Here is a 24381-nt window from a genome sequence, read left to right as displayed (position 1 = left end):
TACCTTTGACGGCCATGATTAAATTGACGGAAGAAATAGAAAAAGTTTACGACGCCACAAAGGCCGTTGGCGGCTGGCGCGAAGCTGCCGTTGGTAGCAACCCGAACGCCTCAACCTCTCTCCTGCGTCCTCCGGCTTTCCCCAACCAACTCCCATAGATCGACCTTCTCAGCGCGCCCCTTGACCTGCGCCAGGCCCAGCGAGCGAAGTTCGAAGCGGGTGCCGACAGCATCGTGGATGGCGGCGCTCACCAGGATCGAGGTGTTAAATTCCTTGTTCAATCCTTCCAGCCGTGAGGCGACATTGATCGTATCTCCCATGGCCGTGTACTGCTGGCGCGAAATCGCTCCGAAACTGCCGACGACCGCCGCGCCGGTGTGCAATCCAAATCGCGTGACGAGCGCGGGACGGCCATTCCGGCGGTTGGCTACATTCAACTCTTCGACCGCCGCTTTCATGGCAAGCGCACAGCGGCAGCCGTTTTCGGCATGGTTGGCATCTGGAACTGGGGCGTTCCACATGACGAAAATGGAATCGCCGAGATATTGCACGACAGTGCCGCCATGGCGCTCGGCGATGGTGTTCAAGAGTTCGAAATAGGCCGACAGCGTATCCACAACCTCCTCGGGCGAATGCTGCTCGGAGATGGTGGTGAAGTCCCTGATGTCGGTGAACAGCACGGTCACATCCTGCCGCTGCGCCTTGGCGACCGCTCGCCCTTCGGGATTGACGATCCTTCTCACGACTTCACGCGGAACATAGAGGGCAAACTGGCTGATGGCATGGCGGCTTGCCGCCAGCGCGCTCGCCAGCGTGTTGATCTCCGATATCCAGGAGTGGGAGACACCTTTCTCGCCGACGTCGAGGTCGCCGATCCTGCGTGCCTCGTCGGCGAGCCGATAGAGGGAGCGGCTGACCATGCGCGACAGCAGCACCGATGCCGCGACACCCGCGAACACGAAGGCAGCCGCAATCAGGAGATTGTGCAGGAGCAGCCGATTGGCCTCAGCCACCAGATCTTCCAGAGGCACGACGATTGCGGCGACGCTTCCCTTGAACAGACCCGACACGCCGACCGGGGCGATCTGCAGGATCTGGCGTTCGCCATCGAGATCGATCCGCGCCACGCCGCCATTGGCAAAGGCAGGATCGCGCCTGAGCCTCGCCACCGTTTCCAGGCTCGTGTCGTAACTGTCTGTCGTCGTATCGACGGCAACGGCGCCATCGGCATTTTTCGACCATATGCCGAGAAGCCTTTCCATGGTCGCCGGGTCGGAATGAGCGATCAGATCATCGGCATCGTCGATGATGTAGCCGCGCGCCCGCGCCGAAATCTCCTGCGCGTCCAGCAGGCGACTGATGGTCTGCAGGTGAATGTTGATGCCGACGACCACCTGACCATTGTCCCGCATCGGGGCTGCGATCGTCAGCGTCGGAACCTTGAGCGTTCCGGTGACATAGGGCCCAACAGACACCGGCACGCCGTGCTGAACGGCGGATTGATACCACGGCCGTTGCCTGGGGTCGAAGAATGCATAGTCGATTTCCCGCTCGCCGATCGGCTTTGCATCCCTGTCGAGAAACCGCAGCGTCGAGGTGACATCAGCACCTTGTCTGCCGGCGATCGTCCTGATCGCGAAAGCCGTACGGTCGGGTGCCGCCAGCGTCTGGCGAACATCCCGCCTTTCGGTGTTGATGACCTGCAGGTACGAACCGTCGGGGTAGCCGGTGTAGATGCTCGTCGCATTGGGGACGTTGCGCAGGATCTCCAGGAAGAATTGCTGTTTTGCCGCGATATCCTGCGGCGGCGGGGAGGCGAGCAGCGGCAGGGTCGATGCCAGTGCGACCGCCTCGGTGCCGCCCTGCAGCGTATTGCGGTATCCCTCGATCAGCCGCAGGCTGATCTCGCGCATCTGCTGCACGCCGGCGCTGACTGCAGCACTGCTTCCCTGCCTGAACGCCAACCAGATGATCGGCGTCGACGTGCAAAGCAGCGATGCGACGACGAGGACGCCGAGGTGCAGTCTCAGGGGTTTGGACCAGAGCACGAGATATCCCTCGAAATGCGGACACATTTCAGCAGCCGTGCAGGAATGAGCGTCCCCAACGATGGCAGCTAACTGCTTTTTGCGGATTTACACAAGGCAGTCATGGGAGTGCCTCGGCGCTGCTGAGTTCGCTGGCTATGGCTGCTGCAGATGTTTGCTTGTGGCGGATATCGGATTCCCCGCGCCGCTTGCGCACAGCGCGGAGATGCTATCCGGTTGATGACTGGCGAGGCGGTTTGGCTCCCTCTTCTCCCCTCGGGGGTCCGGAGGACGGGTCGAGACACGTGGCTCGACCCGGTCGGTGGCCCGAAGGGTCGGAAGGGGGCGGCACGGCACGCCGTTGATTGCCCTTCGCTTACGCTCCGGGCATTCGCGGCTCTGCCGCTCACCCCTTATCGCCTCGCTATCGCTCCGGCACTTCTCCCCGTTGGGGAGAAGAGGACAGTGGTAGCGCTTTCGCCATACTTTCTGCCGGGCACGGGTAGGCGAGAGCTGCGGTGAGGCGGATGATGGGCGTGCTGATCTCACGGGCAGCAAGGGCGTTCATATCTTCTCGGCCCAAAGCTGCCGCCGGATTGCAGCAATCGTGACATTTGCCGCGCAATGGCGCTTAATCCCGCCATCAGCGGCCCATAGTGTCGGCATTCCCGGCTCTGCCGGTTGGCGCATGGGGGAGGCGGGGCATGTCAGCAAATCTAGACGATATCCGTAACCAGCAACGAGAGACCTGGGACAAGTTTTCGGCCGGCTGGAAAAAATGGGACAGCCTGGTTCTTGGTTGGCTTGCGCCGTTTGGCGACGCCATGCTTCGGTCCGCCCATCTCTCCAGCGGCTTCAGCGTGCTCGACATAGCCGCCGGCACTGGCGAACCCGGCCTGACGGCGGCCGCGGCAATCCCCGACGGTCAGGTTGTCGTCACCGATCTCTCGGAAAATATGCTGAATGCCGCCGCCGAAAATGCGGCCAGGCGTGGCCTCAAAAACTTCAAAACTCAATTATGCGATGCGGGCGCGTTGCCTTTTGCCGATGCCAGTTTCGACGCCGTCCTATGCCGGTTCGGGTTCATGTTCTTCCCGGATATCGCTGCCGCCGCCAGGGAGATGGCTCGCGTGGCAAAGCCCGGTGCACGCGTCTGCGCCGCAGTCTGGAGCGCTCCTGCCAAAAATCCATGGGCGACCACGGTCATGGGCACGATCGCCCGCCACGTGGAAATGCCGCCGCCGCCGCCCGGTTCTCCGGGCCTGTTCCGCTGCGCGGCGGAAGGCATGATGGCCGAGACCTTCAGAGGGGCGGGCTTTCGCGATGTCGCCGAGGAAGAGGTGTCGGCGATGATGGTGCACGATACCCCGGAGCGCTACTGGGACTTCATGACCGAGATCGCTGCGCCTGTGGTCGCCGGACTGTCCAGGGCCGATGCGCCAACACGGGAGAAAATCCGCCGCGAGGTCCTGGAACTGGCGCTACAATCCGTCAGCGACGGCAAGGTTCACCTTCGCTCAACGGCAACTGTGATCACAGGCACGCGCTACCAATCGTAGCGCCTTGTCGCGCGCCGCCGAGCCTAAAGAATCTCGCGCAAAACTGTGGAGCGATTTTGTGATAACGATATGCCTAAAAACAAAGACCTAAAGCGCAAGGAGCGAATCTGAAAGATTGCGCGAAGGGCTGCACCCCTCAGGCGCGGCAAGCCACAACGTGATCCCGTATTGCCGCAGCACTTTCCAAAGGCGACCTGAACGTCACATCCAACGTCAGCGCGTGTGGGTGCGGGATATCAAGAACCACGGCCTGTTGGCTTCGGCTCCTCGACGTCTCGACGTCGGTGGTTTTCAAATGGTCGAGCCGCGCGGGGGAGGAAATGCGACGCGCCAATTCTTCTTCGGCACAAAGCAATCGCACCGGAACGAAGACCGCGGCGCGTTGTGTGGCGGCGTCGACGAACTGTTGGTACGTCCGCGTGCTCCGCTCGTCGCCTTCGACACCGGCATGGGTGAAGATGAAATTCGCCGACGGGCCGCTATAGGCGGTGATCGCATCCAGCACGGCCTGCCGGACCCTTGCAGTATACTCCCAAATGCCCTTCGGCAGCGGAGCGTCCTCGTCGAGAAGGCGCAAGATCGGATTGTTGAACCAGTGATTATCAACGATCTTTGCTGATATAAGCGACCCGAGTTCTCGAGCGATCGTCAGTTTCCCGACGCCCGGAAACCCCAAGAGCAAAACGAAAACACACATCGTCCGGCTACTCTCCCACTACAATCCACTGGTAACAACGCAGCGCAGAACATTGTCTGGAATCTACCAGAATTTCCACCATGGACGCTTTGGATCGGGAGGCATCGAAGGCTCGGGCGCGAGTATGGCTTTCATCACGATCATCTCGCCATCATGGTCATAATATTCTCCCTCTTCTCCCTGGACTTTGGCTTCGAGAGATTGGGCGATAAGCCACATTTTCCGACGGATTTCTTGATCAGGATTTTTGACAACGATGTTGTCTTCGCTCCACCAAAGCCATGCGGCGTTTTCCCGATTTTCGCCGCGGGAGTATCCTTTCCACACGCATATGCCCGCCTGTTCCACCCGTAAAACACCCCCGTCGGCGGCGGGAGTTTCGGCAAAACCGTCATGCTGAATTTCGGGATCATTGGCAACGTACTCGAGCCATTCGTCGAGAGCGATCGATGGAGACGCATCGAACCAATTTGCCTTGCGAGTAATGTGAAGATCGTAACCCATCAGAGCCTATTACCTAAGTCGCGCCGAACGGTTGAACCGCATAATGCGAAGCCACCTCGCTTGCGACAGCCGCCCCCTCACGCTTCTGGCCATGACCGACCGGGATCAGCCAGGTGGTGAAGAAGGTCAACACCGCAACAACGACCACGCCCCAGAAGCTCCAGTGCAGGGCCGCGTTGAAGACGGCGCGGATCGCCGGATCGGCGGCGAGTGCCGAAAGCCCGGTCGGCTGGTTCAGCGCCTCATGCAGGCCTGCCACCGCCTCGCCGCTCGCATAATGGTTGATGCCGGCATTGAGGATGGCGCCGAGCACGGTGGCGCCGAGCGTATTGCCGAGGCTGCGGGAAAAGATGATCGAGGCCGTGGCGCTGCCGCGCATCGACCATTCGACGCTCTCCTGCACCAGCACGATGCTGGTGAGGCTGATGAGACCCATGCCGAAGCCCATGAAGAAGGAGCCGGCGCCGGCAACGACCGGCGAACTTTCGGGGGTCAGGAACAACAGGAAACAGGCGCCGAAGGGAAACATCAGGCTGCCGACGCGCAAGGTGCGGCGGATGCCGAAGGCCTTGTAGAAGCGGCCGGAGAGGATCACCGCCAGGGGCCAGCCGACGACGAGCATGGTGAGCGTGAAGCCTGCGACAACAGGCGAACGGCCGAGCACGCCCTGGACATAGATCGGCAGGATCGTCGAAAGCCCGATCAGCGCCATGCCGGCCAGCAGCGTTGCCGCATTGCTGGTCGCAATCAGCCTTCGGCTCCAGAGCGGGATCGAAATGATCGGCTCCGGCGCCCGCTGCTCCTGGGCGAGAAAGAAAAGGCCGGCAACCACGAAGATGGCGAAGAGCGAAATCAGGATCCAGGCGCTGGCATCGGTTTCCGTCAGCATGATGAGAAGTGCGACGATCGAGATCGAAAACAGCGCCGCTCCGAGGTAATCAATCTTGGCCTGCTTGTGGGCCACATCCTCCTTCAGGAAAATCATGAAGGCGATGATCGAGATGATGCCGATCGGCAGGTTGATCCAGAAGATCCAGGCCCAGGAAATGTTGTCGACGATGATGCCGCCGGCAAGCGGCCCGACGACCGCCGATGTCGCCCAGACGGTCGCCATGAAGCCCTGAACGCGGCCGCGCTCCTCGAGCTTGAAGAGATCGCCGATGATCGTCGTCGTCACCGGCTGGATGGCGCCGGCACCGAGCCCCTGCAGCAGCCGGAACAGCACCAGCGACATCATCGACCAAGCCAGCCCGCAGAGCAAAGAGCCGGCGAGGAAGATCAGGATGCCGCCGATCAGCACCGGCTTGCGCCCGAAAATATCGGAAAGCTTGCCGTAGATGACAGTGGTGGTCGATTGCGCCAGCAGAAAGGCCGAAAACACCCAGCTGTAATAGGAAAAGCCGCCGAGCTGCCCGACGATGCGCGGCATCGCGGTCGCCACGATCGTCGCCTCGATCGCCACCATGAAGGTCGCGAGCATGATGGTGGCGACGATAAGCACGCGGTTCGAGCGTTGCGCTGCATTCGACATGACGATCCTCTTCGGGTGCTCCGCAGATGCCGGAAATATCGGCAGGCTGGCTTTGGTGTGGGGCGATGCGCCGCTTGCGGAGTGATGTGGCTCTTTTACGTCCTCAGGGCCGAACGGTAAAGCAGGCCGCGACCGGTTTCTGACGGCAGCGATCCTTTTCGCGCGATGTCAGGGAAGTTTCGATCAAAAGCGAAGGCCCGGGCCGAGCGACGCCGGGCCTTCATTCTGTCGGGAGGGAAGGCGAACAATCGCCCACTCCTCATTGCGGGCACGCATCGCCGACCGAGCTGTTATCCGTCCCGGTGCCGGCCGCCCCCGCGCAACCCGGCGTCTGCTGCAGGTTGGGATTGACCCCGCCGGGATTGATCGTGCTGCGGCCGCTATTGAGATTGACGCCGCCATTGCCGGTCGTGCTGCCGGTGGTGCCGGGATCGGTGCCGACAGAACCGGTGCCGATAGACCCGGCGCCCGTTGCACCGCCACCGACGGACCCAGTGCCCGCCGACCCGGCGCCCGAACTCCCCGATCCGCCGATGATCGGCGCAACCGAAAGCCGTCCATTGGCATCCGCACCCCCGGCCGTCTGCGCCATGGCCGAACCGGCTAGACCGATCGAAAGCAGTGATATCGCGATGAACTTGCAGGACATGATTTTCTCCATGCTTGTTGTCTCAGGGAGAAAACCAGCTTGGGGGTGGCATTGTTCCGGGATGGGTTGGGCTGGTTGGCACTATTGCGCCGGAGGCGGACACCCCGGCTAAGCCTCTTCAGCCCTGACGATCACTGCGGGCGGGCACCGTTATTCCCCTCGTTACCGCGAAAATCGCTCCAAACATTCCGCCGACGACGATCCCTGCAGAGCCGCCTGCCAACGCCGCAATGAGGCAGTAGGCGATCCAGGAACCAACGCTGGATGCACCGGACAGGAATAAGGTGGAACCGACGCCGATTGCTCCGCCAAGGATGCCCAAGACAATGGCAACCCCCGTCACAGCCTCCGATGGATCAATGGCGCGGATGCGTGGCGCTTGGGCGATACCATGTTCAACCGGCGGAGACTGGCGATCCGTGTCTTCCATTCGACCCTCCTTCAAAGCATTTACGGTCGATCCATCAGCCGCCGAGAGGCTTGTCGTCCTTTTCGGACAATATCCTTTCCGCTGCGCCATCCAGATCTTCGTACTGACCGGTGCGCAGGGACCAAACGAAGGCGCCAAGCCCGGCGATGCCCATGAACAGAGCTATGGGTATCAGAAACGACAATGCGCTCATTTATCCCACTCCCGCCAGCTTATTTATCCGCCGCATTTCCCGCTCTGGTGGCGTGCCGTCGATCTCAAGCCTCATCGCATTCGCGACGACGAATATGGACGACGTCGACATCGCTATCGCGGCGATGAGCGGGTTGGCATAGCCCAACAGTGCGAGAGGAATGCTGCACGCATTGTAGACGATAGCCAAAGCGAAATTTTGGCGGATCAGCACGGCCGCACGACCCGCCGTCGTCAGCGCGACCTTCATTCCGCCCATGTCTCCATGGAGCAGGATGAAATCGGCGGCGCTGCGACCGATGTCGCTTCCTGATGCCGGAGCCATGGAAACATGCGCGGCCTTCAGCGCGACCGCGTCGTTTATTCCGTCACCAATCATCATTACCTTGCGACCGAGACTGCGCAACGCATCGATCGCCTCGGCCTTGTCCTTGGGGAGGGCGGCGGCTTTTACCGAGTCGATTCCGACTTCCCGTGCCACTGCAAGAGCCGCTTCGGGAACATCGCCGGTCAGCATTTCGACGGCGATGCCGCGACTTTTCAAGAACTGCACCGCCATCGCCGACCCGGCTCGAACCTTCTCTCCAAAAACGAAAGAGGCAAGGATTTCTCCCTGTCGTGTCAGGACGACAGTAGAAGCGGCGGCAGTCCGGTCGTCTGCATCGCTGCTCGCCGCCCATGCCGCTCGCCCAAGTCGATAAACTTCCCCTCGGAAAGACGCCTCGAGACCGTTGCCTGGTATCTCCCTGACGTCTTCGAGCGCGAGGGCCTCCCACTCGCGCCGTGAGGCGTAATCCGCGATCGCTCTCGACATCGGATGGCTCGAAAACCGCGACAGCGACGCAGCCAGTGAAAATTCCAGTGGTCCGGTCCAGTTCCCGGTCAACAGCCTCGGCTCGTACTGCGTCAGCGTACCGGTCTTGTCGAAAACGACGGTGTCGATTTCCGCCAAACGTTCCAATGCCGATCCGTCCCGTGCCACTATGCCCTGGGTGAACAATCTGCGTGCTGCAACGACCTGAACCATCGGGACCGCCAGCCCCAGCGCACAAGGGCAGGCGATGATCAGGACCGAAATCGAAATCGTCAGGGCGAGGTGGATGTCCTGTGTCACCGCAAACCACGAAAGGAATGTCAGTACCGACAGTCCGTGGATAACGGGAGCATAGAGACGCGCGGCCCTGTCTGCGAGTATCCGGTATTCAGAACGGCCGTCCTCGACCGCTTCCAGCATCCTATGCAGCTCGGCGACTGTCGAATCTCCCGGTGCGGCGGTGGCTTCGACAGTCAGGGGATGACCGACGTTCAAATCTCCCGCGCAAACCTGTCTGCCTGGTCCAACCGTCTCCCAACGGCTCTCTCCCGTCAGCAATGAACGGTCAAGTTCCGACAGGCCGGAGAGAATTGTCCCGTCGGCTGGAATTCTATCGCCGGCGGCAATCAGGGTGCGGGTTCCGGAAACGATATCGCTCAGTGGGACATACTCGATCCGTCCGTCCGCGCGTATCACATTCGCGCCTTTCGGCATCATGTCGGCCAGAGACGCTGCCGCCGATCGCGCCCTGCGTCGCATCAGATGGTCCAGCGTGCGTCCGACGAGCAAAATGAAGATCAACGAGGTACTGGCCTCGAAATAGGCTTGCCGTCCTTCCGCGAACGTGTCGTATACGCTGAGACCGTACGAGAGCAGGACGCCGATGCTGACCGGCACATCCATGTTTGCCCGACCATGCACGAGCGCCCGCCACGCCGACCGGTAGAAAGTCGCCCCGGAGTAGATCACGGCCGGTAGTGCGAGCGCGGCCGACATCAGGTGGAGCGTCTGACGTGTTGCCGGGTCCGCGCCCGCCCAGACCGATACGGACAGCACCATGATGTTCATCGAGCAAAAGCCGGCGACTGCCAGCGCGCGCAGCAGGCCCGATATCTCATCGTCCGGTTGATCGCCGCCTTCCGCCGGCAAGACCGCCGTGTAACCGATCGTTCCGATCAGGGCGGCAAAATCGGGCGGCGAACCATTATCCGCTTGCCAATGGATGGTTACGCGCTTTGCCGTCAGATTGGCGCGCGCCATGTGAACTTCGGGGTGCTTGCCAAGGGTCGATTCCAGAAGCGCCATGCATGCGCCGCATCGCATGTCCGGAACGGACAAGGTGATCTGCCTGAGACCATTGCCCAAATCCCGGCTCGCCAACGCAACCTCGTCCACCCCTGGCCTTCTTGGTCCGGGCTCGTGGAGCGACGACGCAATTGACGCGCAGCAGGTCATTGTCCGTTCCTCGCTACCTCATTGCCTTGTAGGCATGCCATGTGGCGTGGCCGAGCAAAGGAAAAACGACTATCAGTCCGACAAGTCCTGTCAGCAGGCTGGCGAGGAAGAGGGCGAGCACGATCGCGCCCCAGACCACTGACGGTCCCATGTTGTTCCAGACCATGACAACGCTGACGCCCATCGCTGTGAAGGCGTCGATGCGCTCATCCAGCAGCATCGGAATTGAGAACACCCCGATTGCAAAAGCGAATCCAGCAAACAATGCGCCCACGCACAGGCCGACGATCAGCATGCCCCAGCCCGAGGGGGTGGTGACCAATAGCCTTGCTACGCCATCAAGGCCGGGGAACGGATTAACGCCGAAAAAGAGCGCGTAGATAATGACCGCCGCCCTCATCCAGAGCAGCATCACCATGCACAGCAGCATTCCCGTGAAAAACACCTGCCCTCCAGCTCTCGGCCGGACGAATAACATCTCCCGAAGCGTGATGCGCTCCCCGTTCGCCAAACTCCTGCTCTTGACATAGAGCCCTGCGGCAAAGATCGGCGCGACGATCAATATGCCCGCCAATGCGGGAAAGAGAAGATAGTCGCGCTCGAGCCGAAACAGCATCACGGTGGCCGCCAACGCCAGTAAGAACACCACGAACCCGTAGGCCAGACTTGGCCAGGGTTGCCGGATCAAGTCCTGCCAGCCTTGGCCAAGCCAACCGAAAGCAGCACCGAGGGGCAGATGCCGCTGCCACTTGGGATTCATCGTCTCCTGTATCCCCGATACCTCGCTCCGATATCGGCCGGAAGTGTCGTCCTGCGGCATCTGATCCTCCTCGCGCATTCAGCAAGCTGAAGCGGCGGCTCTGAATTGGTTGGGCTGCTGGCCTTTTTCCTTGATATGCTCGATGCAGGCGGGCTGGGTGGCGATCGCCATGTAAACAAAATGGGCGTTAGCGCAGACAAAGATCGCCCCGGTCAGCCCGATCAGCAGCCACTTGAAAGCGCGTGGTATAGGTCTCTTCGCTTGGGCCATCACTGTTGACCCCCACCCAGCTTGTTCACATAAAGCGCGAGTATCTTTATCTCAGCTGGACTTAGGCGTTCGTCCCAGGTCGGCATATGTCCCTGCCGTCCGCCATGGATCGACTGGACGATCCGTTCGATGCCCCCGCCATAAATCCAGCGGCTATCGGTCAGGTTCGGCGCACCGACATCCTGTTTGCCTTTGGCATCTTCGCCGTGGCATGCGACGCAGCTGGCCATGAACACCTCGCGGCCAGCAGCTATCTGGCTGGCGTCTGCGGCTTCGGTGGACGTATTGCTCAACGAATAGACATAGGCGGCGACGTCGCTCACCTGTTTTCGGTTGAGCATTTCGTCTGTTCCGAACGCAGGCATCTGCGACACGCGGCTTTGCGAGTGCGTCGTATTGACTCCCACCGTCATGGTCTGGACGATCTTTTCTGGTCCTCCACCCCAAAGCCAATCGTTATCGGTCAGGTCGGGGAAGTCTCGTCCGCCCTTGCCGTCCCTTCCATGACAGGCGGCGCAGTTGTCTCCGAACAACTGGTGGCCGCTGGAGGCCACTTTCTCCATCAGCTTTGCGTCTGCACGGATTGCATCAAAGGAACTGGTCTCGATCTTCTCGATCCAGGGCGCGCGCGAAGCGTCGGCTTCTATGATCTTTCGCTCTACCGCCTGCTTTTGACCCGTGCCGATCAGGCCCCTCGTATACGTGCTTCCAAGCGGCCAGGTCGGATACAGTATCCACCAGAGAGCGGCGAACAGGTGGGTGATGATGAGGAAGAGCAGAACCCCGCGCGGTACAGGAGTATCGAGCTCCTTGATGCCGTTCCAAATGTGTCCCGTCGTCTTCCGGCCTGTTACGGGATCGACTTCCTCTATCGCCATGGGGTGTCGTCCTTATCGAATATGTCCGTTTCCGCCCGATCGAAACGCGCCTTGTTGGAAGGCCAGAAGGTGTAGATGATCACCCCGATCGAAAACAGAATGAGATAGAACAGGCCCCAAACCTTGGACAGTTCCAACATGGTTTCGTGGCTAAGATCCATTTCAAATCCCCTGAGGAATCAATTGTTGGGGTTCGGCACCTGCTCCGGTGCCGCAGTGTTCTGATAGGCAGCCTTCGTGAGCCGACCAAGCACCTGCAGATAGGCGACCATCGCGTCCATTTCCGTCACGCTGGTTTTTACGCCGTCAAACGCGGAAACCTGCGTGTCCTGCCCATAACGTTCCGTGACGCCTGAGGACTGTTCGCTGTCTGGATTGGCCTGGCCGAAGGCATCGGCAGACGCGTTTGCGACCATCTCGTCCGTATAGGGCACTCCCACGGTTCTCAGGGCCGCCAGTTGGTCACGCAGATCGGCCAGATCGAGCGGGGTTGTCGCCAACCATTGATAGGACGGCATGTTGGATTCCGGGACGACCTCGCGAGGGTTGATCAAATGGGCCACGTGCCAGAGATCGGAATACTTACCGCCGATGCGCGCCAGATCGGGACCGGTGCGCTTTGATCCCCACAACATGGGATGGTCATACTTGGATTCGACCGCAAGAGAATAAGGACCGTACCGCTCGACCTCGTCCCGCAGCGTTCTGATCATCTGGCTGTGGCAGGCGTAACAGCCTTCTCGCACATAGATGTTCCGGCCCGCCGCCTCGAGGGGTGTGTACACTCTCATGTCGGGGGCGTCCTCGACCGTCTCGTGGATCGTGAACAGCGGGGCGATTTCGACAAGCCCGCCGACGCTTCCCGCCACAACGATAGCCAGCATAAACCCGACGGCCGTCCGTTCCAGTCTTCCATGCAGAGGTTCGCTCATCTCTCACTCCGCCGGCGCATTTTCGAGAAGGCCCGAAGTCAGGGGCGCGTCATGAACTGCTCCCACGGCGGGAGCCGTTCGGACAGTCATCCAGATATTGAAGCTCGCCACGATCGCCCCAAGGAGGAAAAGCAGCCCTCCGAAAGCGCGTGCGATATAGTAGGGATGCATCGCCAGCAGACTGTCGACGAATGAATAGACCAGGGTGTTGTCGGCTGAATATGTGCGCCACATCAAGCCCTGGATGATGCCGGAATTCCACATGGCGAAGACGTAGATGAGCGTGCCTGCAAGCGCCAACCAGAAGTGGACTTCGACCAGGGCTGCAGAATACATCCTTTCGCGTTTCCAGATCGATGGAACGAGTGTGTAGAACGCGCCGAACGTTATCATGGCAACCCAGCCTAGCGCACCGGCATGAACATGTCCGACCGTCCAATCGGTATAATGAGACAGTGAGTTGACGGGTCTGATTGCCATGAAAGACCCTTCGAATGTCGACAGACCGTAGAAAAACGCCGCCATCATGATGAAGCGAAGAGTGGCGTCGTCACGCACGCGATGCCAAGCCCCGTTCAACGTGAGCAACGCGTTCCCGGCCGACGCCCACGACGGAACGAGCAGCATGACCGAGAACGTCATTCCAAGGTTTTGCACCCAGATAGGCAGCGCGGTGTAATGGAGATGGTGGGACCCCGCCCACATGTAGAAGAAGGTGATCCCCCAGAAGCTGAGAATGGACAATCGATAGGAAAAAATCGGCCGCTCGGCGCGGATCGGCAGATAATAGTAGAGCATCCCAAGGAAGCCCGACGTCAGAAAAAACGCCACGGCGTTGTGCCCGTACCACCACTGGACCATCGCATCCTGTACACCGGGCCAGACCGTGTAGCTTTTGGCGTGTCCGAACGATACCGGCACCGCCAGGTTGTTGACGATATGGAGGATCGCCACCACGATGATGAAGGCGAGATAATACCAGTTGGCCACGTAGATGTGGGGTTCCTTGCGCCGCGCCAAGGTGCGTACGAAGAGCGCGAAATAGGCGATCCAAACGATCACGAGCCAGAGGTCGGCGTACCATTCCGCTTCCGCGTATTCCTTGGACTGGGTAACGCCCATGAAATACCCGCTGACCGCGATCAGACAGAAAAGGTTGAAGCCGAAGATCACGAACCACGGCGAGAGTTGATCGGCCAGCCTTGCGCGCGATGTTCGCTGTACGACATGGAATGATGTCGCGATCAAAGCGTTTCCGCCGAAGCCGAAGATCACCCCTGTGGTATGGGCGGGCCGTATACGACCGAAGCTCGACCACGCCGTATCAAAATTCAGGCTCGGCCAGGCAAGCTGTGCGGCTGCCCAGACGCCGATGAACATACCAAAGACCGCCCACGCCAATGTGAGGGCCACGCCGACCTTGATCGGATCGTCATAGTAGCTGAAAAAACGCGAAGCATCCGGTTCTTCGCTGAAAGCCAAAGTCAGGATGTAGCAGAACAACGCGCCGCAATACACGAAGACGATAACGCCGTGTATGCCGAAGGGATCAAAGCGGCCAGCAGCGGCCATCGCGACGCCGACAACCATCAAAGCGATAAGTATAGCTGCCGCAAACCCCCGCTCCGTGCTCGTGAGTTGTCCCATTGTTCCATCCCCCCGGCCGTGCCGATGATGGTGCTCCACAAAGCGTTGAAAGGCAATCAGTTCTGCGAGCGTGCACACGCTAAAATAGACTAGATCGTCCATCACAATCGCTGTTGGGCCGATTTGGCCCTGAAACAGAAGGTCGTATTATTCGGCCATGGGAGCGAACGTTCCCGTTGTCATTTGACGCAGACGAGCTTCGTCACTAGCCGAGGCGCCACGCGTCTTTTCAGACGCGAAGACGCTGTAACACTTTGAATTGCTGCATAATTCCTTAAATCGATTCCGATTTAGGAAATCATGTAATAGGATGAGCGAGAAAATTGGAGCCGGCCGGAGTGCTTGAAAAGAAATGGTGCCGCTTGCAGGACTCGAACCTGCGACCCCATCATTACGAATGATGTGCTCTACCACCTGAGCTAAAGCGGCCCCTCGCGGCCGAAGCATGCGGCCTGCGATTTGCATGGCGCTGATACAGGCATTGATCGAAGAATTCAAGCACCCTGTCATGGCTTTGGCAAAAAAGAGGGGGGGGGCCAGAAGGCGCGCCTCAGAGCGCCAGCCGGGCGCGCGCCGCCCTGTATTCGGCCTCCAGCCGGTCGACCAATTTTTTGACCGGCTCGACGGCCTTGATGGCGCTGATGCCCTGGCCGCTGCCCCAGATGTCCTTCCAGGCCTTGGCGCCGCCGATAGCCTGCTCGAAATCCATCTTCGAGGCATCGGCTAAGGGCAGGTTGTCGGGGTCCATGCCGGCAGCCACGATCGAGGGCTTCAAATAGTTGCCGTGCACGCCGGTGAAATAGTTGGAATAGACGATATCGCCAGCGGCGCCTTCGACGATCGCCTGCTTGTAGGCGTCCGCGGCGCGCGCCTCTTGCGTTGCGATGAAGGGCGAGCCGATATAGGCCATGTCGGCGCCCATCGCTTCTGCGGCGAGGATGGCGCCGCCGGTGGCGATGGCGCCGGCCAGCAGCAGCGGCCCGTCGAACCATTCGCGGATTTCCTGGACGAGGGCAAAGGGCGACAGCGTGCCGGCATGGCCGCCGGCCCCGGCGGCAACTGCGATCAGCCCGTCGGCTCCCTTGCGGATCGCCGAATGGGCATGGCGGTTGTTGATGATGTCATGCAGCACGATGCCGCCATAGGAGTGCACGGCGGCGTTGACCTCGGGCACGGCGCCGAGCGAGGAGATGACGATCGGCACCTTGTATTTGACGCAGAGCGACAGGTCGTGCTCCAACCGCTTGTTCGACATGTGGACGATCTGGTTGACGGCAAAGGGCGCGGCCGGCCGCTCGGGATGGGCGGTGTCGTGGCGGGCAAGCTCCTCGGTAATCTCGGCCAGCCATTCGTCGAGCTGGCTTTCCGGCCGGGCGTTCAGCGCCGGAAACGCTCCGACGATGCCTGCCTTGCATTGCGCCAGCGTCAGCGCCGGATGCGAGATGATGAACAGCGGCGAGCCGATGACCGGCAGTCTCAATCTGTCCTTGAGGATCGGGGGCAGGGCCATGGTTCACCGCTTCCACTGACGTTTACGAAAACGTCAATCTCATAACAGGGATGAAAATGCGATAAAAGAGCGGCTGCCATGCCTTCGTCGATTTCAGCCGGAATATATACGTCCGAGAAAGCTCATATAATAAGGCCCGCAAGCGGTGAAACCTGCCGACTATCCCCGCCGATCAACTGCGGCCCGCCCTCGCAAGGCTTGCGGTTTGCCGCACTTGCCGCTACCGAATTTTGATGGAGAACGGCGGGGATTGCAGTCCGATGCCGAATTCAAGGTGAAGGACTTGACGTGAGCGGATTAGAAACGGCCATCAGAACTGCGCTCGAAAATTCCGATCGCGATAATCCGGAGGTTCGAGCGAGGATCTATCAGTCGGCCCGCCAGGCGCTGGAAGCCGGCCTGCGCAAGCAGGATATCACCGACACCGAAGTCGTCGCCCATCACCGCCATCGCCTGGAAAGCACCATCCACGCCATCGAAGGCGAGGAGCGCGAGCGCCTTCACCCCCGCCAGAGGCCGCCTGAAGTGCCCGTGCCGCCGGTCGTGGAAATGCCGGCGCCGCCGGTTCCGCGCGGTGACGTGGCCGATATCGACAGCCTTATCGATAGTCCCGTGCCCGCAGGCGAAACCCGCACCCCCGAGGTGGCCTTCAGCCGCGGCGACGAGTCCAGCCTCGACGATGTGCATGCCGGCAATGCCGATCACCTGGCTGCCGCCCCCGTCGGCGAGGAGCGGCTTGCCCGCGGTCAGCGTGCCACCAATATGGATTTCCGCCCGGAGCGGGCTGCAGGCCGCCGCAAGCCGCGCAAGTTTTTTTCGAGGCTGCTCGTCTGGTGCGTCCTGCTCGCCTTCATCGGCATCGGCGCCTGGTGGGCACATACATCGGGCCTGCTGATGACGGCGGCCGAGCGCGACACCAGCGTTGCCAATCCGCCGGCAAGCACCCAGCCCGAGGATTTCACCGGCAATGACGACAGCGCCGGGAATGCGGGCTCTCACACCGATGAGCCGGTGACCATCGATCCGCAGAACAGTTTCTCGGCCGATTGGATCCCGCTGTTCAAGCCTGAGGACGCCGACAAGATTCAAAGCGGCCCGCGGGCGCGCATCGAAAAAATCGACGAGAATGATGGCCCCGCCGTCCGGCTGATTTCCGAAAGCGGTGCAGCCGATGGCAATGTCTCGATCAGCGTTCCCCCTTCGGTGCTGCAGCAGTTGGCCGGCAAATCCTCGACGATCGCGCTGACGCTGCAGTCGACCAGCGACGAGCCGACCCAGGTCACCGTCGAGTGCAATTTCCAGACGCTCGGCAATTGCGCCCGCCATCGCTTCAACGTCACCCGGGAAAAGTCGGATGCGCTGCTGCAGGTAAAGTTCGACCGCTCGCTGGCGCCGAATTCGCCGGGCACGCTGACGATCAACAGCGATCTCGACGGCAAGGCGCGCGGCATCAACCTCTTCGCCATCCGCATCCTGCCGGGGCAGTGACCTCGGTCCCGGCGGAGCCGGTGACCTCGGTCCCGGCAGAGCCGGTAACTCCGCGCGGCGCCTATTTCAGAAATCCAGGCCCTGAGCCGATGATCTCTGCATCGACCGTGCCGAGCGCCTGTTTGTCCTTGCCGTCATAATCCATCCTGTTCAGCATGTGGCGGATGAGTTCGAGGCGCGCCCGCCGCTTGTCATTGCCGTGGATTACTGTCCAGGGCGCGAAATCCGTATGGGTTTCTTTGAGCATCCGGTTGCGCTTGTCGCTGTAATCGTCCCATTTCGTCAGCGCTGCGATGTCCATCGACGACAGTTTCCAGACCTTCAGCGGATCATGCCGGCGATCGTGGAAACGCTTCAACTGCATCTCGCGGCCGATATCGAGATAGAATTTGAAGAAGAAGATGCCCTCATGGGCGATGATCTTTTCGAGTTGCGGCGCCTGTTTGAGGAAGTCCTCATATTGCTGCGGCGTGCAGAAACCCATGACCGGCTCGACGCCGGCGCGGTTGTACCAGGAGCGGTCGAACAGCACGAATTCGCCTGATGTCGGAAACTGCGCGACATAACGCTGGAAATACCATTGCCCCTGTTCGCGCTCGGTCGGCTTGGTCAGCGCCACGACGCGCGCAAGGCGTGGGTTCATATGCGCCGAGGAGGCCGAGATCGCACCGCCCTTGCCGGCAGCGTCGCGCCCCTCGAACAGCGCCATCACCCGCTTGCCGGTAGCCTGCAGCCAGAACTGCACCTTGACGAGTTCGATCTGCAGCTTTTCCAACTGCTCCAGATAGTCCTCCTCCTTGAGCTTCCTCTTGTGGGGAAAGTCGCCGGATTCCAGTGCGCGTTCCTCGACCCAGGCCGGCAGGGTAGGATCGTCGACATCGAAGATGCGTTTCTTTCCGCGGATCTCCAGCTCCACGGCCCTGTTTTCGACCTTCTCGTCCATATGGTGCTCCTCGGCCTGATTGTTCTCTTTCTGCAGGCGAACATAGTTACCGTTGAAAATCAAATCTTTCACGGGCGGCCGATCATTTTTCGTGGGTTTCGGCTGCGGCCTTTCGCTTGAGGTGCGGCCACCCGAAAACTTCTGTCATGAATTGCCGCTATCAGGCAGAGTTCAATATAGAGAAAAACGAATCGACGCCGCGAGGGCACTTGCCAGACGAAATTCCGTGGAGAAAAAGCCTGTTGGCGCGCATAAGGCGCGAACGGCCGGTGCTGCTTGCGGCGATCCTCAGCGCGCTCGCCGCGCTTGCCGCCGGCATGAACAAGTGGGTTGTGCTTGTCCTCCTGCTTGTGATGATCCTCACCGCGCTTTTCAATGAGGCGCCGATCATCGAGGCCGAACCGGCCCCGCCGGTGGAGATCGAGCCTGAGGCGCCGCCAAGCCGCCTGCCGGAGGTTTCCGCCACGCTCTCCGGCCTCGATATCCCGGTCATGGTGTTGTCGGACGACGCCTCGGTGCTCTTCCAGAACCGCGCTGCCGAGAAAGCTTTTGGCGAAGTGGCGCTCGGCGCCCATATATCGGCCCGTATGCGCTCGCCCGGCGTGCTCGACATGGTGCGCGAAACCATCGCCACTAATGCGCCGAACCAGATAGAGCATGCCGAGCGGCTGCCGTCCGAGCGCGTCTATATCGTCCGCAGCGCGCCCATAGAATTCGCAGCCGATGACGGCCCGCATGAGCGCTATTTTATCCTCTCCTTCCGCGATATATCGGAGGTCCGCCGCATCGATCGCATGCGCTCGGATTTCGTCGCCAATGCCAGCCACGAGCTGCGCACGCCGCTTGCCTCGCTGCGCGGCTTCATCGAAACCATCCAGGGGCCGGCGAAGAACGATCTGAAGGCGCAGGCGCGTTTCCTCAACATCATGCTCGATCAGACGACGCGCATGAGCCGGCTGGTCGACGACCTGCTGTCGCTCTCGCGCCTGGAGCTGAAATCGCACATCGCCCCGGATGAGAAGGTCGATCTGGTGCCGCTGCTCGGTCATGTCAGAGATGCGCTGGTGCCGCTGGCAAAGGATGTCGGCGTCGTCATCAACCTGCATCTGCCCGACGGCAAGGTCGAGGTGCTCGGAGACCGCGACGAGCTTGTCCAAGTCTTCGAGAACCTGATGGAAAACGCCTGCAAATACGGCCAGGAGGGCGAGGTCGTCGATGTCTGGCTGAAGAACGGCACCGGCCAGCCGGTCGAGGTCAGCATCGTCGACAAGGGCCCAGGCATTCCGGCCGAGCATGTGCCGCGCCTGACGGAGCGCTTCTATCGCGTCAGCATCGAGGACAGCCGCTCGAAAAAGGGCACCGGCCTCGGCCTTGCCATCGTCAAACACATCCTCACCCGCCACCGGGCACGGCTGATCGTCAAGTCGGAAGTCGGCAAGGGCACCAATTTTACGGTGCGGTTCTGACGCAATGCTCTATGAGAACTGGGCGGGGAACGGAGAGGTCGCGGCATGTCCTCTTCTCCCCTCGGGGAGAAGGTGCCGGCAGGCGGATGAGGGGGCCGCACGGCAGACCTCTCACGCAATTCACCTATCCCGCCACGCCTGCCCAAGGGCCTTGACGATGGTCGAGGCGACGCCTGCACGGTTCACGGGTTATTGGAAAGACCGGCTTCGCCGGCCCCCTCATCCGCCCTACGGGCACCTTCTCCCCGCTGGGGAGAAGAGGGAATCGAGATGCCCCCGCCATGTACCTCCGCCGGCCCCAAATCACCGCGGAACAACGTTAATGAAACGGCGGACGCGGAAAGCCGCCGCCTCACTGCCCGTCTCTGCTGTGCGGCTGGTTTTTACAACGCGAGGTGGACTGACCACCGAACTTTGCCGGTCGCCCGACATGATCGATCGGTCAATTCAGAATATAACCTTACAAATCAACAGCTTAACCTGTCACAAATGTTTCACGGCTTTGACATAAAAGGACGGTGCATAAAGCGCTAAGAGAGTCTCGCCGATGAAAAAAGGCATGCGAGGGCCTCTCTAAGGCCGCACTCACACAAGCCCAAATACCGGGAGATTTACATGAACACCTTCAAGCTCACCGTTGCCGCGCTCGCTGCAACTGCTGCTTTCGCTGGCGCTGCCGTCGCCCGCGACCAGATTCAGATCGCTGGTTCGTCCACCGTCCTGCCTTACGCAAAGATCGTTGCCGAGTCCTTCGGCGAAACCTTCACCAACTTCAAGACGCCGGTCGTTGAATCCGGCGGCACGGGCGCTGGTCTGAAGGAATTCTGCAAGGGTGTTGGTGAAGACACTATCGACATTGCGAACGCTTCGCGTCCGATCAACAAGAACGAAGCCGAAGCCTGCAAGGCCGCCGGCGTAACCGACATCCAGGAAGTCAAGATCGGCTACGACGGCATCGTCTTCGCAACCGACGCTTCCAACCCTGACGTCGCTTATGTTCCTGCCGACATCTACAAGGCCCTCGCAGCCCAGGTCGTCGTTGACGGCAAGCTTGTCGCTAATCCGTACAAGAAGTGGTCGGAAGTCAACCCGAAGCTTCCGGCTGTTGATATCGCCGTCTACATCCCGGGCGAAAAGCACGGCACCCGCGAAGTCTTCGAACAGAACGTGCTCGCCGCCGGCTGCAAGGCCTCTGGCGCAATCGACGTCATCGCCAAGGAAATCGCCGACAAGGCTGCCCAGGGCAAGGCCTGCGTCGCAGTCCGTAAGGACGGCGTTGCAGTCGACATCGACGGCGACTATCCGGAAACCCTCGCACGCATCGCCGCCAACAAGACCGGCGTCGGCGTATTCGGCCTTTCCTTCTACGAAAACAATGCCGACAAGCTCAAGGTTGCGAGCATGAGCGGTATCGTTCCGTCCACCGAAACGATCGCGAACGGCACCTACCCGGTTTCCCGCCCGCTGTTCTTCTACGTCAAGAAGGCACATCTCGGCGCCGTTCCTGGCCTGAAGGAATACGTCAACTTCTTCGTATCCGACCAGATGATCGGCCCTGACGGTCCGCTCGCCGAATACGGCCTCGTTGCCGCTCCGGATGCTGAACGCGACGTCATCCGCAAGGACGTCGAAGCCGGCAAGTCCATGTAATCACTTTGCCGGCGCAGCGCCTTTCAGCCCGCGCCGGCATTGTCTTATGTCCCTGCGCGCTGGCGGTTCTGGAGCTGCAGGGTTGGAATTCCTTCTCCGTGATTGGAAGCCGAAGGCAGGCTGATGAAGCTGCCGGGCTTTTTGGGGGCTATAGGCCTGGGGACGTATCGAATGAGCACATCCATCATACTTTTGTGCCTTGGGGTGATCGGCGCCGCCGCCTATCTGGTCGCGCGCAGCCGGGCCACGGCGCTTGCCGGAGGCCGATCCTCCGCTTTGCATTCACGGCCAGCCTATTACGGCGCCTATGCGGCGATCTGGGCGGTTCTTCCTGCCTTCATCGTCCTCTGCCTCTGGCTCTCCATCAGCCCCGGCATCATCCAGTCCTCGGTTCGCGGTGCTTTCCCTGACGACATCAAGGCGCAAGTCTCGGTCGAGCAGGATCTTGGCTATTCGACGGTGGCGACGGTGGCCCGCGGCCTGACAATGCTGACTTCGGATGAAACTGCGGCGGTCGCCAACGATCCGGCTGCCCTGCAGGCCAAGCTCCTCGAAAAGGGTGTGCCGCTTGCCAGCCAGCCGCTGCCTTACATGCTCGACGCCGCCAAAAAGCTCAATGCCCTGAGCATGACGAGCCGCATCGCCATGACGGCTGTTGTCTTCGCTCTCGCCATTGCTGGCGCCTTCTATGCGTTGCGCTCCATTGCTCCGCGCTTCCGCGCCCGCAACCGGGTCGAGCGCGTCATGCTCTGGGGCCTGCTGCTCGCCTCCTCGATCGCCATTCTGACGACGATCGGCATCGTGTTCTCCATGCTGTCGGAAGCCGCCCGCTTCTTTGCCGCCGTTCCCGCCATGGACTTCTTCTTCGGCACCGTCTGGGATCCGCGCTTTGCCGGCGCCGGCAGCTCGTCCTTCGGTCAGTTCGGCCTCATCCCGCTGCTGCTCGGAACGATCTATATTGGCCTGGTCGCCATGCTGGTCGCCGTGCCGGTCGGCCTCTTCGCCGCCATCTACATGGCCGAATACGCCTCGCCGAAGTTGCGCGGGGTCGCCAAGCCGCTGCTTGAAGTGCTGGCCGGCATTCCGACGATCGTCTATGGCTTCTTCGCGCTCGTCACCGTCGGTCCGTTCCTGCGCGATTTCTCCGCCCAGATTAGCGGCCTTCTGTCCGGCAATTACAGCAATTTCATCCAGGCGCAGAGCGTTCTGACGGCCGGCATCGTCATGGGCATCATGCTGATTCCCTACGTGTCCTCGCTGTCGGACGACATCATCACCGCCGTGCCGCGGTCACTGCGTGACGGTTCGCTCGGTCTTGGTGCCACACGCTCCGAAACCATCAAGAAAGTGGTCTTGCCGGCAGCCCTTCCCGGCATCGTCGGCGCATTGCTGATGACGGCCTCGCGCGCCATCGGCGAAACCATGATCGTCGTGCTGGCCGCCGGCGTCGCCGCCCGCATCCAGATCAATCCCTTCGAGCCGATGACGACGGTGACCGTCAAGATCGTCAATCAGTTGACCGGCGACCTTGAGTTCACCTCGCCGCAGACGCTGGTTGCCTTTGCCCTTGGCATCACGCTGTTCTGCATCACGCTTTGCCTCAATATCTATGCGCTCTACATCGTGCGCAAATACCGGGAGCAGTACGAATGACGGATATTGTTTCTCCCACATCAGGCGTCACCGTTTCCACGGCGCCCGCGCGCCGCGATATCGGCATCAAGCGCCGCTATGCTGCCGAGCGCCGGTTCCAGGCCTATGGCATCGCCGCCATCACCTTCGGTCTCGTCTTCCTCTTCATCCTGCTGTGGACGGTGATCGGCAAAGGCTATACCGCCTTCCAGCAGACGGCGATCACCCTGCCGATCGAATTTTCCGAGAAGGCGATCGATCCGAACAACAAGCGTGCGACCGACCCTTCGGTGCTGATCGCCGCCAACTATCCGGTTCTCCTGCGTGACGCGATCGTCAAGCAGCTGAACATCAATGCCTCGAGCCGTCCCGACGTGCGCGATGCATCCGCCATGCTGTCGAAGAGCGCTCCGATTCAGCTGCGCGATATGGTGATCGCCGATCCGTCGATCATCGGCAGGACGGTCGACGTCACCCTGCTCGCCGACGCCAATGTCGACAGCGCCAGCAAGGGCCAGATCGATCTCTCGGTCGATGAGAAGAACCGCAAGGTCAACGACAAGCAGGTCGGCTGGATGAACGAGCTGAAGGCGAGCGGCGCTCTCCACAAGCAGTTCAACACCGGCCTTTTCGTCAACGGCAATTCCAGCCGTCCGGAGGCCGCAGGCCTGGGCGTCGCCCTGATCGGCTCGCTCTACCTGATGCTGATCGTCCTCGTGCTCGCTCTGCCGATCGGCGTCGCCGCCTCGATCTATCTCGAGGAGTTCGCGCCGAAGAACAAGCTGACGGACCTGATCGAGGTCAATATCAACAACCTCGCCGCGGTTCCTTCCATCGTCTACGGCCTGCTCGGTCTTTCCGTCTTCATCAACTTCATCGGCCTGCCGCGCTCGGCTTCGCTGGTTGGCGGCCTGGTGCTGACGCTGATGACCCTGCCGACGATCATCATCGCCACGCGTGCGGCTCTGCGCGCCGTGCCGCCGTCGATCCGCGCCGCAGCGCTCGGCCTCGGGGCGTCGAAGATGCAGATGGTGTTCCACCATGTTCTACCGCTCGCCATGCCAGGCATCCTCACCGGCACGATCATCGGCCTGGCGCACGCGCTCGGCGAAACCGCGCCGCTGCTCCTGATTGGCATGGTCGCCTTCGTCGCCAACGCGCCGACGACACCGCTCGATCCCTCGACGGCTCTGCCCGTACAGGTCTATATGTGGGCCAACGAGGCCGAACGTGCCTTCGTTGAGCGTACTTCGGGTGCCATCATCGTCCTGCTCCTGTTCCTGATCGTCATGAACATGGGCGCCATCCTCTTGCGTCGTCGCTTCGAGCGCCGCTGGTAAACGGAGT

22 protein-coding genes and 1 tRNA gene are annotated in these 24381 nt (G+C 60.9%); 6 read left to right on the top strand and 17 right to left on the bottom strand.

All coding sequences use genetic code 11. From position 1 onward, the window contains the following. Positions 1-110 precede the first annotated feature (110 nt). On the bottom strand, positions 111-2075 hold the full coding sequence (locus ACS4RR_RS24255) for an adenylate/guanylate cyclase domain-containing protein (protein WP_456189522.1): 1965 nt from the start codon (positions 2073-2075) through the stop codon (positions 111-113). A 656-nt stretch (positions 2076-2731) separates the two neighbouring features. Here ACS4RR_RS24255 and ACS4RR_RS24250 point away from each other — a divergent pair. Continuing rightward, complete coding sequence (locus ACS4RR_RS24250; RefSeq protein ID WP_456189521.1) at positions 2732-3586, top strand: class I SAM-dependent methyltransferase; 855 nt, start codon at positions 2732-2734, stop codon at positions 3584-3586. 136 nt (positions 3587-3722) lie between these two features. Here the strand turns inward: ACS4RR_RS24250 and ACS4RR_RS24245 are convergent, their stop codons facing one another. From ACS4RR_RS24245 to ACS4RR_RS24175, 15 genes are all read right to left on the bottom strand, one after another. Beyond that, entirely contained in the window at positions 3723-4283 is a 561-nt protein-coding gene (locus tag ACS4RR_RS24245; protein ID WP_456189520.1) for a DEAD/DEAH box helicase family protein, read from the bottom strand. A 63-nt stretch (positions 4284-4346) separates the two neighbouring features. Continuing rightward, positions 4347-4787 (bottom strand): hypothetical protein, encoded by a 441-nt coding sequence (locus ACS4RR_RS24240; protein WP_170279109.1) that lies wholly within the window; start codon positions 4785-4787, stop codon positions 4347-4349. 13 nt (positions 4788-4800) lie between these two features. Continuing rightward, complete coding sequence (locus ACS4RR_RS24235) at positions 4801-6318, bottom strand: MDR family MFS transporter (RefSeq protein ID WP_456189519.1); 1518 nt, start codon at positions 6316-6318, stop codon at positions 4801-4803. Between the two features lie 259 nt (positions 6319-6577). Further along, complete coding sequence (locus ACS4RR_RS24230) at positions 6578-6967, bottom strand: hypothetical protein (protein ID WP_260297708.1); 390 nt, start codon at positions 6965-6967, stop codon at positions 6578-6580. Between the two features lie 118 nt (positions 6968-7085). Further along, positions 7086-7397: a hypothetical protein gene (locus ACS4RR_RS24225; RefSeq protein ID WP_260297709.1), complete on the bottom strand. Its 312-nt coding sequence runs from the start codon at positions 7395-7397 to the stop codon at positions 7086-7088. Between the two features lie 34 nt (positions 7398-7431). Beyond that, positions 7432-7590, bottom strand: coding sequence for a cbb3-type cytochrome oxidase assembly protein CcoS (gene ccoS, locus ACS4RR_RS24220; RefSeq protein ID WP_260297710.1), 159 nt, complete (start codon positions 7588-7590; stop codon positions 7432-7434). Further along, on the bottom strand, positions 7591-9858 hold the full coding sequence (locus ACS4RR_RS24215) for a heavy metal translocating P-type ATPase (protein ID WP_456189518.1): 2268 nt from the start codon (positions 9856-9858) through the stop codon (positions 7591-7593). It lies immediately after the preceding gene. A 13-nt stretch (positions 9859-9871) separates the two neighbouring features. Continuing rightward, positions 9872-10696 carry a DUF2189 domain-containing protein gene (locus ACS4RR_RS24210; protein ID WP_260297713.1) on the bottom strand — a complete coding sequence of 275 codons (825 nt, stop codon included), beginning with the start codon at positions 10694-10696 and terminating at the stop codon, positions 9872-9874. After that, a complete protein-coding gene (locus ACS4RR_RS24205; protein WP_260297714.1) occupies positions 10697-10888 on the bottom strand; it encodes a hypothetical protein in 192 nt (63 codons plus the stop codon). It lies immediately after the preceding gene. Further along, the gene (gene ccoP / locus ACS4RR_RS24200) at positions 10888-11766 is read right to left on the bottom strand and encodes a cytochrome-c oxidase, cbb3-type subunit III (RefSeq protein ID WP_456189517.1); all 879 of its coding nucleotides are present in this window, start codon (positions 11764-11766) and stop codon (positions 10888-10890) included. Before ccoP ends, ACS4RR_RS24205 begins: the two co-directional genes overlap by 1 nt. Beyond that, a complete protein-coding gene (locus ACS4RR_RS24195) occupies positions 11757-11927 on the bottom strand; it encodes a CcoQ/FixQ family Cbb3-type cytochrome c oxidase assembly chaperone (protein WP_018484640.1) in 171 nt (56 codons plus the stop codon). The genes ccoP and ACS4RR_RS24195 overlap by 10 nt, the downstream gene beginning before the upstream one ends. Before the next feature lie 18 nt (positions 11928-11945). Next, entirely contained in the window at positions 11946-12698 is a 753-nt protein-coding gene (ccoO, locus tag ACS4RR_RS24190; protein WP_260297717.1) for a cytochrome-c oxidase, cbb3-type subunit II, read from the bottom strand. 3 nt (positions 12699-12701) lie between these two features. Beyond that, positions 12702-14345 carry a cytochrome-c oxidase, cbb3-type subunit I gene (gene ccoN, locus ACS4RR_RS24185; protein WP_456190171.1) on the bottom strand — a complete coding sequence of 548 codons (1644 nt, stop codon included), beginning with the start codon at positions 14343-14345 and terminating at the stop codon, positions 12702-12704. A gap of 353 nt (positions 14346-14698) precedes the next feature. Next, a tRNA-Thr gene (locus tag ACS4RR_RS24180) sits at positions 14699-14774 on the bottom strand. Positions 14775-14895: 121 nt separating this feature from the next. Further along, positions 14896-15855, bottom strand: coding sequence for an NAD(P)H-dependent flavin oxidoreductase (locus ACS4RR_RS24175; RefSeq protein ID WP_170279106.1), 960 nt, complete (start codon positions 15853-15855; stop codon positions 14896-14898). A 288-nt stretch (positions 15856-16143) separates the two neighbouring features. On the opposite strand from ACS4RR_RS24175, the gene ACS4RR_RS24170 reads away from it, so the two are divergent. Beyond that, complete coding sequence (locus ACS4RR_RS24170) at positions 16144-17343, top strand: regulator (RefSeq protein WP_456189516.1); 1200 nt, start codon at positions 16144-16146, stop codon at positions 17341-17343. 61 nt (positions 17344-17404) lie between these two features. On the opposite strand, the gene ppk2 is transcribed toward ACS4RR_RS24170, so the two are convergent. Beyond that, entirely contained in the window at positions 17405-18286 is an 882-nt protein-coding gene (gene ppk2 / locus ACS4RR_RS24165; RefSeq protein WP_170258830.1) for a polyphosphate kinase 2, read from the bottom strand. Between the two features lie 242 nt (positions 18287-18528). Here ppk2 and phoR point away from each other — a divergent pair, with 242 nt between their 5' ends. The 4 genes from phoR (at position 18529) to pstA (ending at position 24374) form a co-directional block, all read left to right on the top strand. Next, positions 18529-19752 (top strand): phosphate regulon sensor histidine kinase PhoR, encoded by a 1224-nt coding sequence (phoR, locus tag ACS4RR_RS24160; protein ID WP_456189515.1) that lies wholly within the window; start codon positions 18529-18531, stop codon positions 19750-19752. A 615-nt stretch (positions 19753-20367) separates the two neighbouring features. Then, positions 20368-21402 (top strand): substrate-binding domain-containing protein, encoded by a 1035-nt coding sequence (locus tag ACS4RR_RS24155; protein WP_456189514.1) that lies wholly within the window; start codon positions 20368-20370, stop codon positions 21400-21402. Between the two features lie 171 nt (positions 21403-21573). After that, positions 21574-23055, top strand: a complete 1482-nt coding sequence (gene pstC / locus ACS4RR_RS24150; protein WP_456189513.1) for a phosphate ABC transporter permease subunit PstC — start codon at positions 21574-21576, stop codon at positions 23053-23055. Further along, positions 23052-24374: a phosphate ABC transporter permease PstA gene (pstA, locus tag ACS4RR_RS24145; protein ID WP_456189512.1), complete on the top strand. Its 1323-nt coding sequence runs from the start codon at positions 23052-23054 to the stop codon at positions 24372-24374. Before pstC ends, pstA begins: the two co-directional genes overlap by 4 nt. The last annotated feature ends 7 nt before the right edge of the window (positions 24375-24381 follow it).

It is taken from the genome of Rhizobium zaerense (assembly GCF_051810725.1).
GTDB lineage: Bacteria > Pseudomonadota > Alphaproteobacteria > Rhizobiales > Rhizobiaceae > Rhizobium > Rhizobium leguminosarum_I.
The sequence above is the reverse complement of the archived record's forward strand: the minus strand, read 5'-3'. Positions and strand labels throughout refer to the sequence as shown.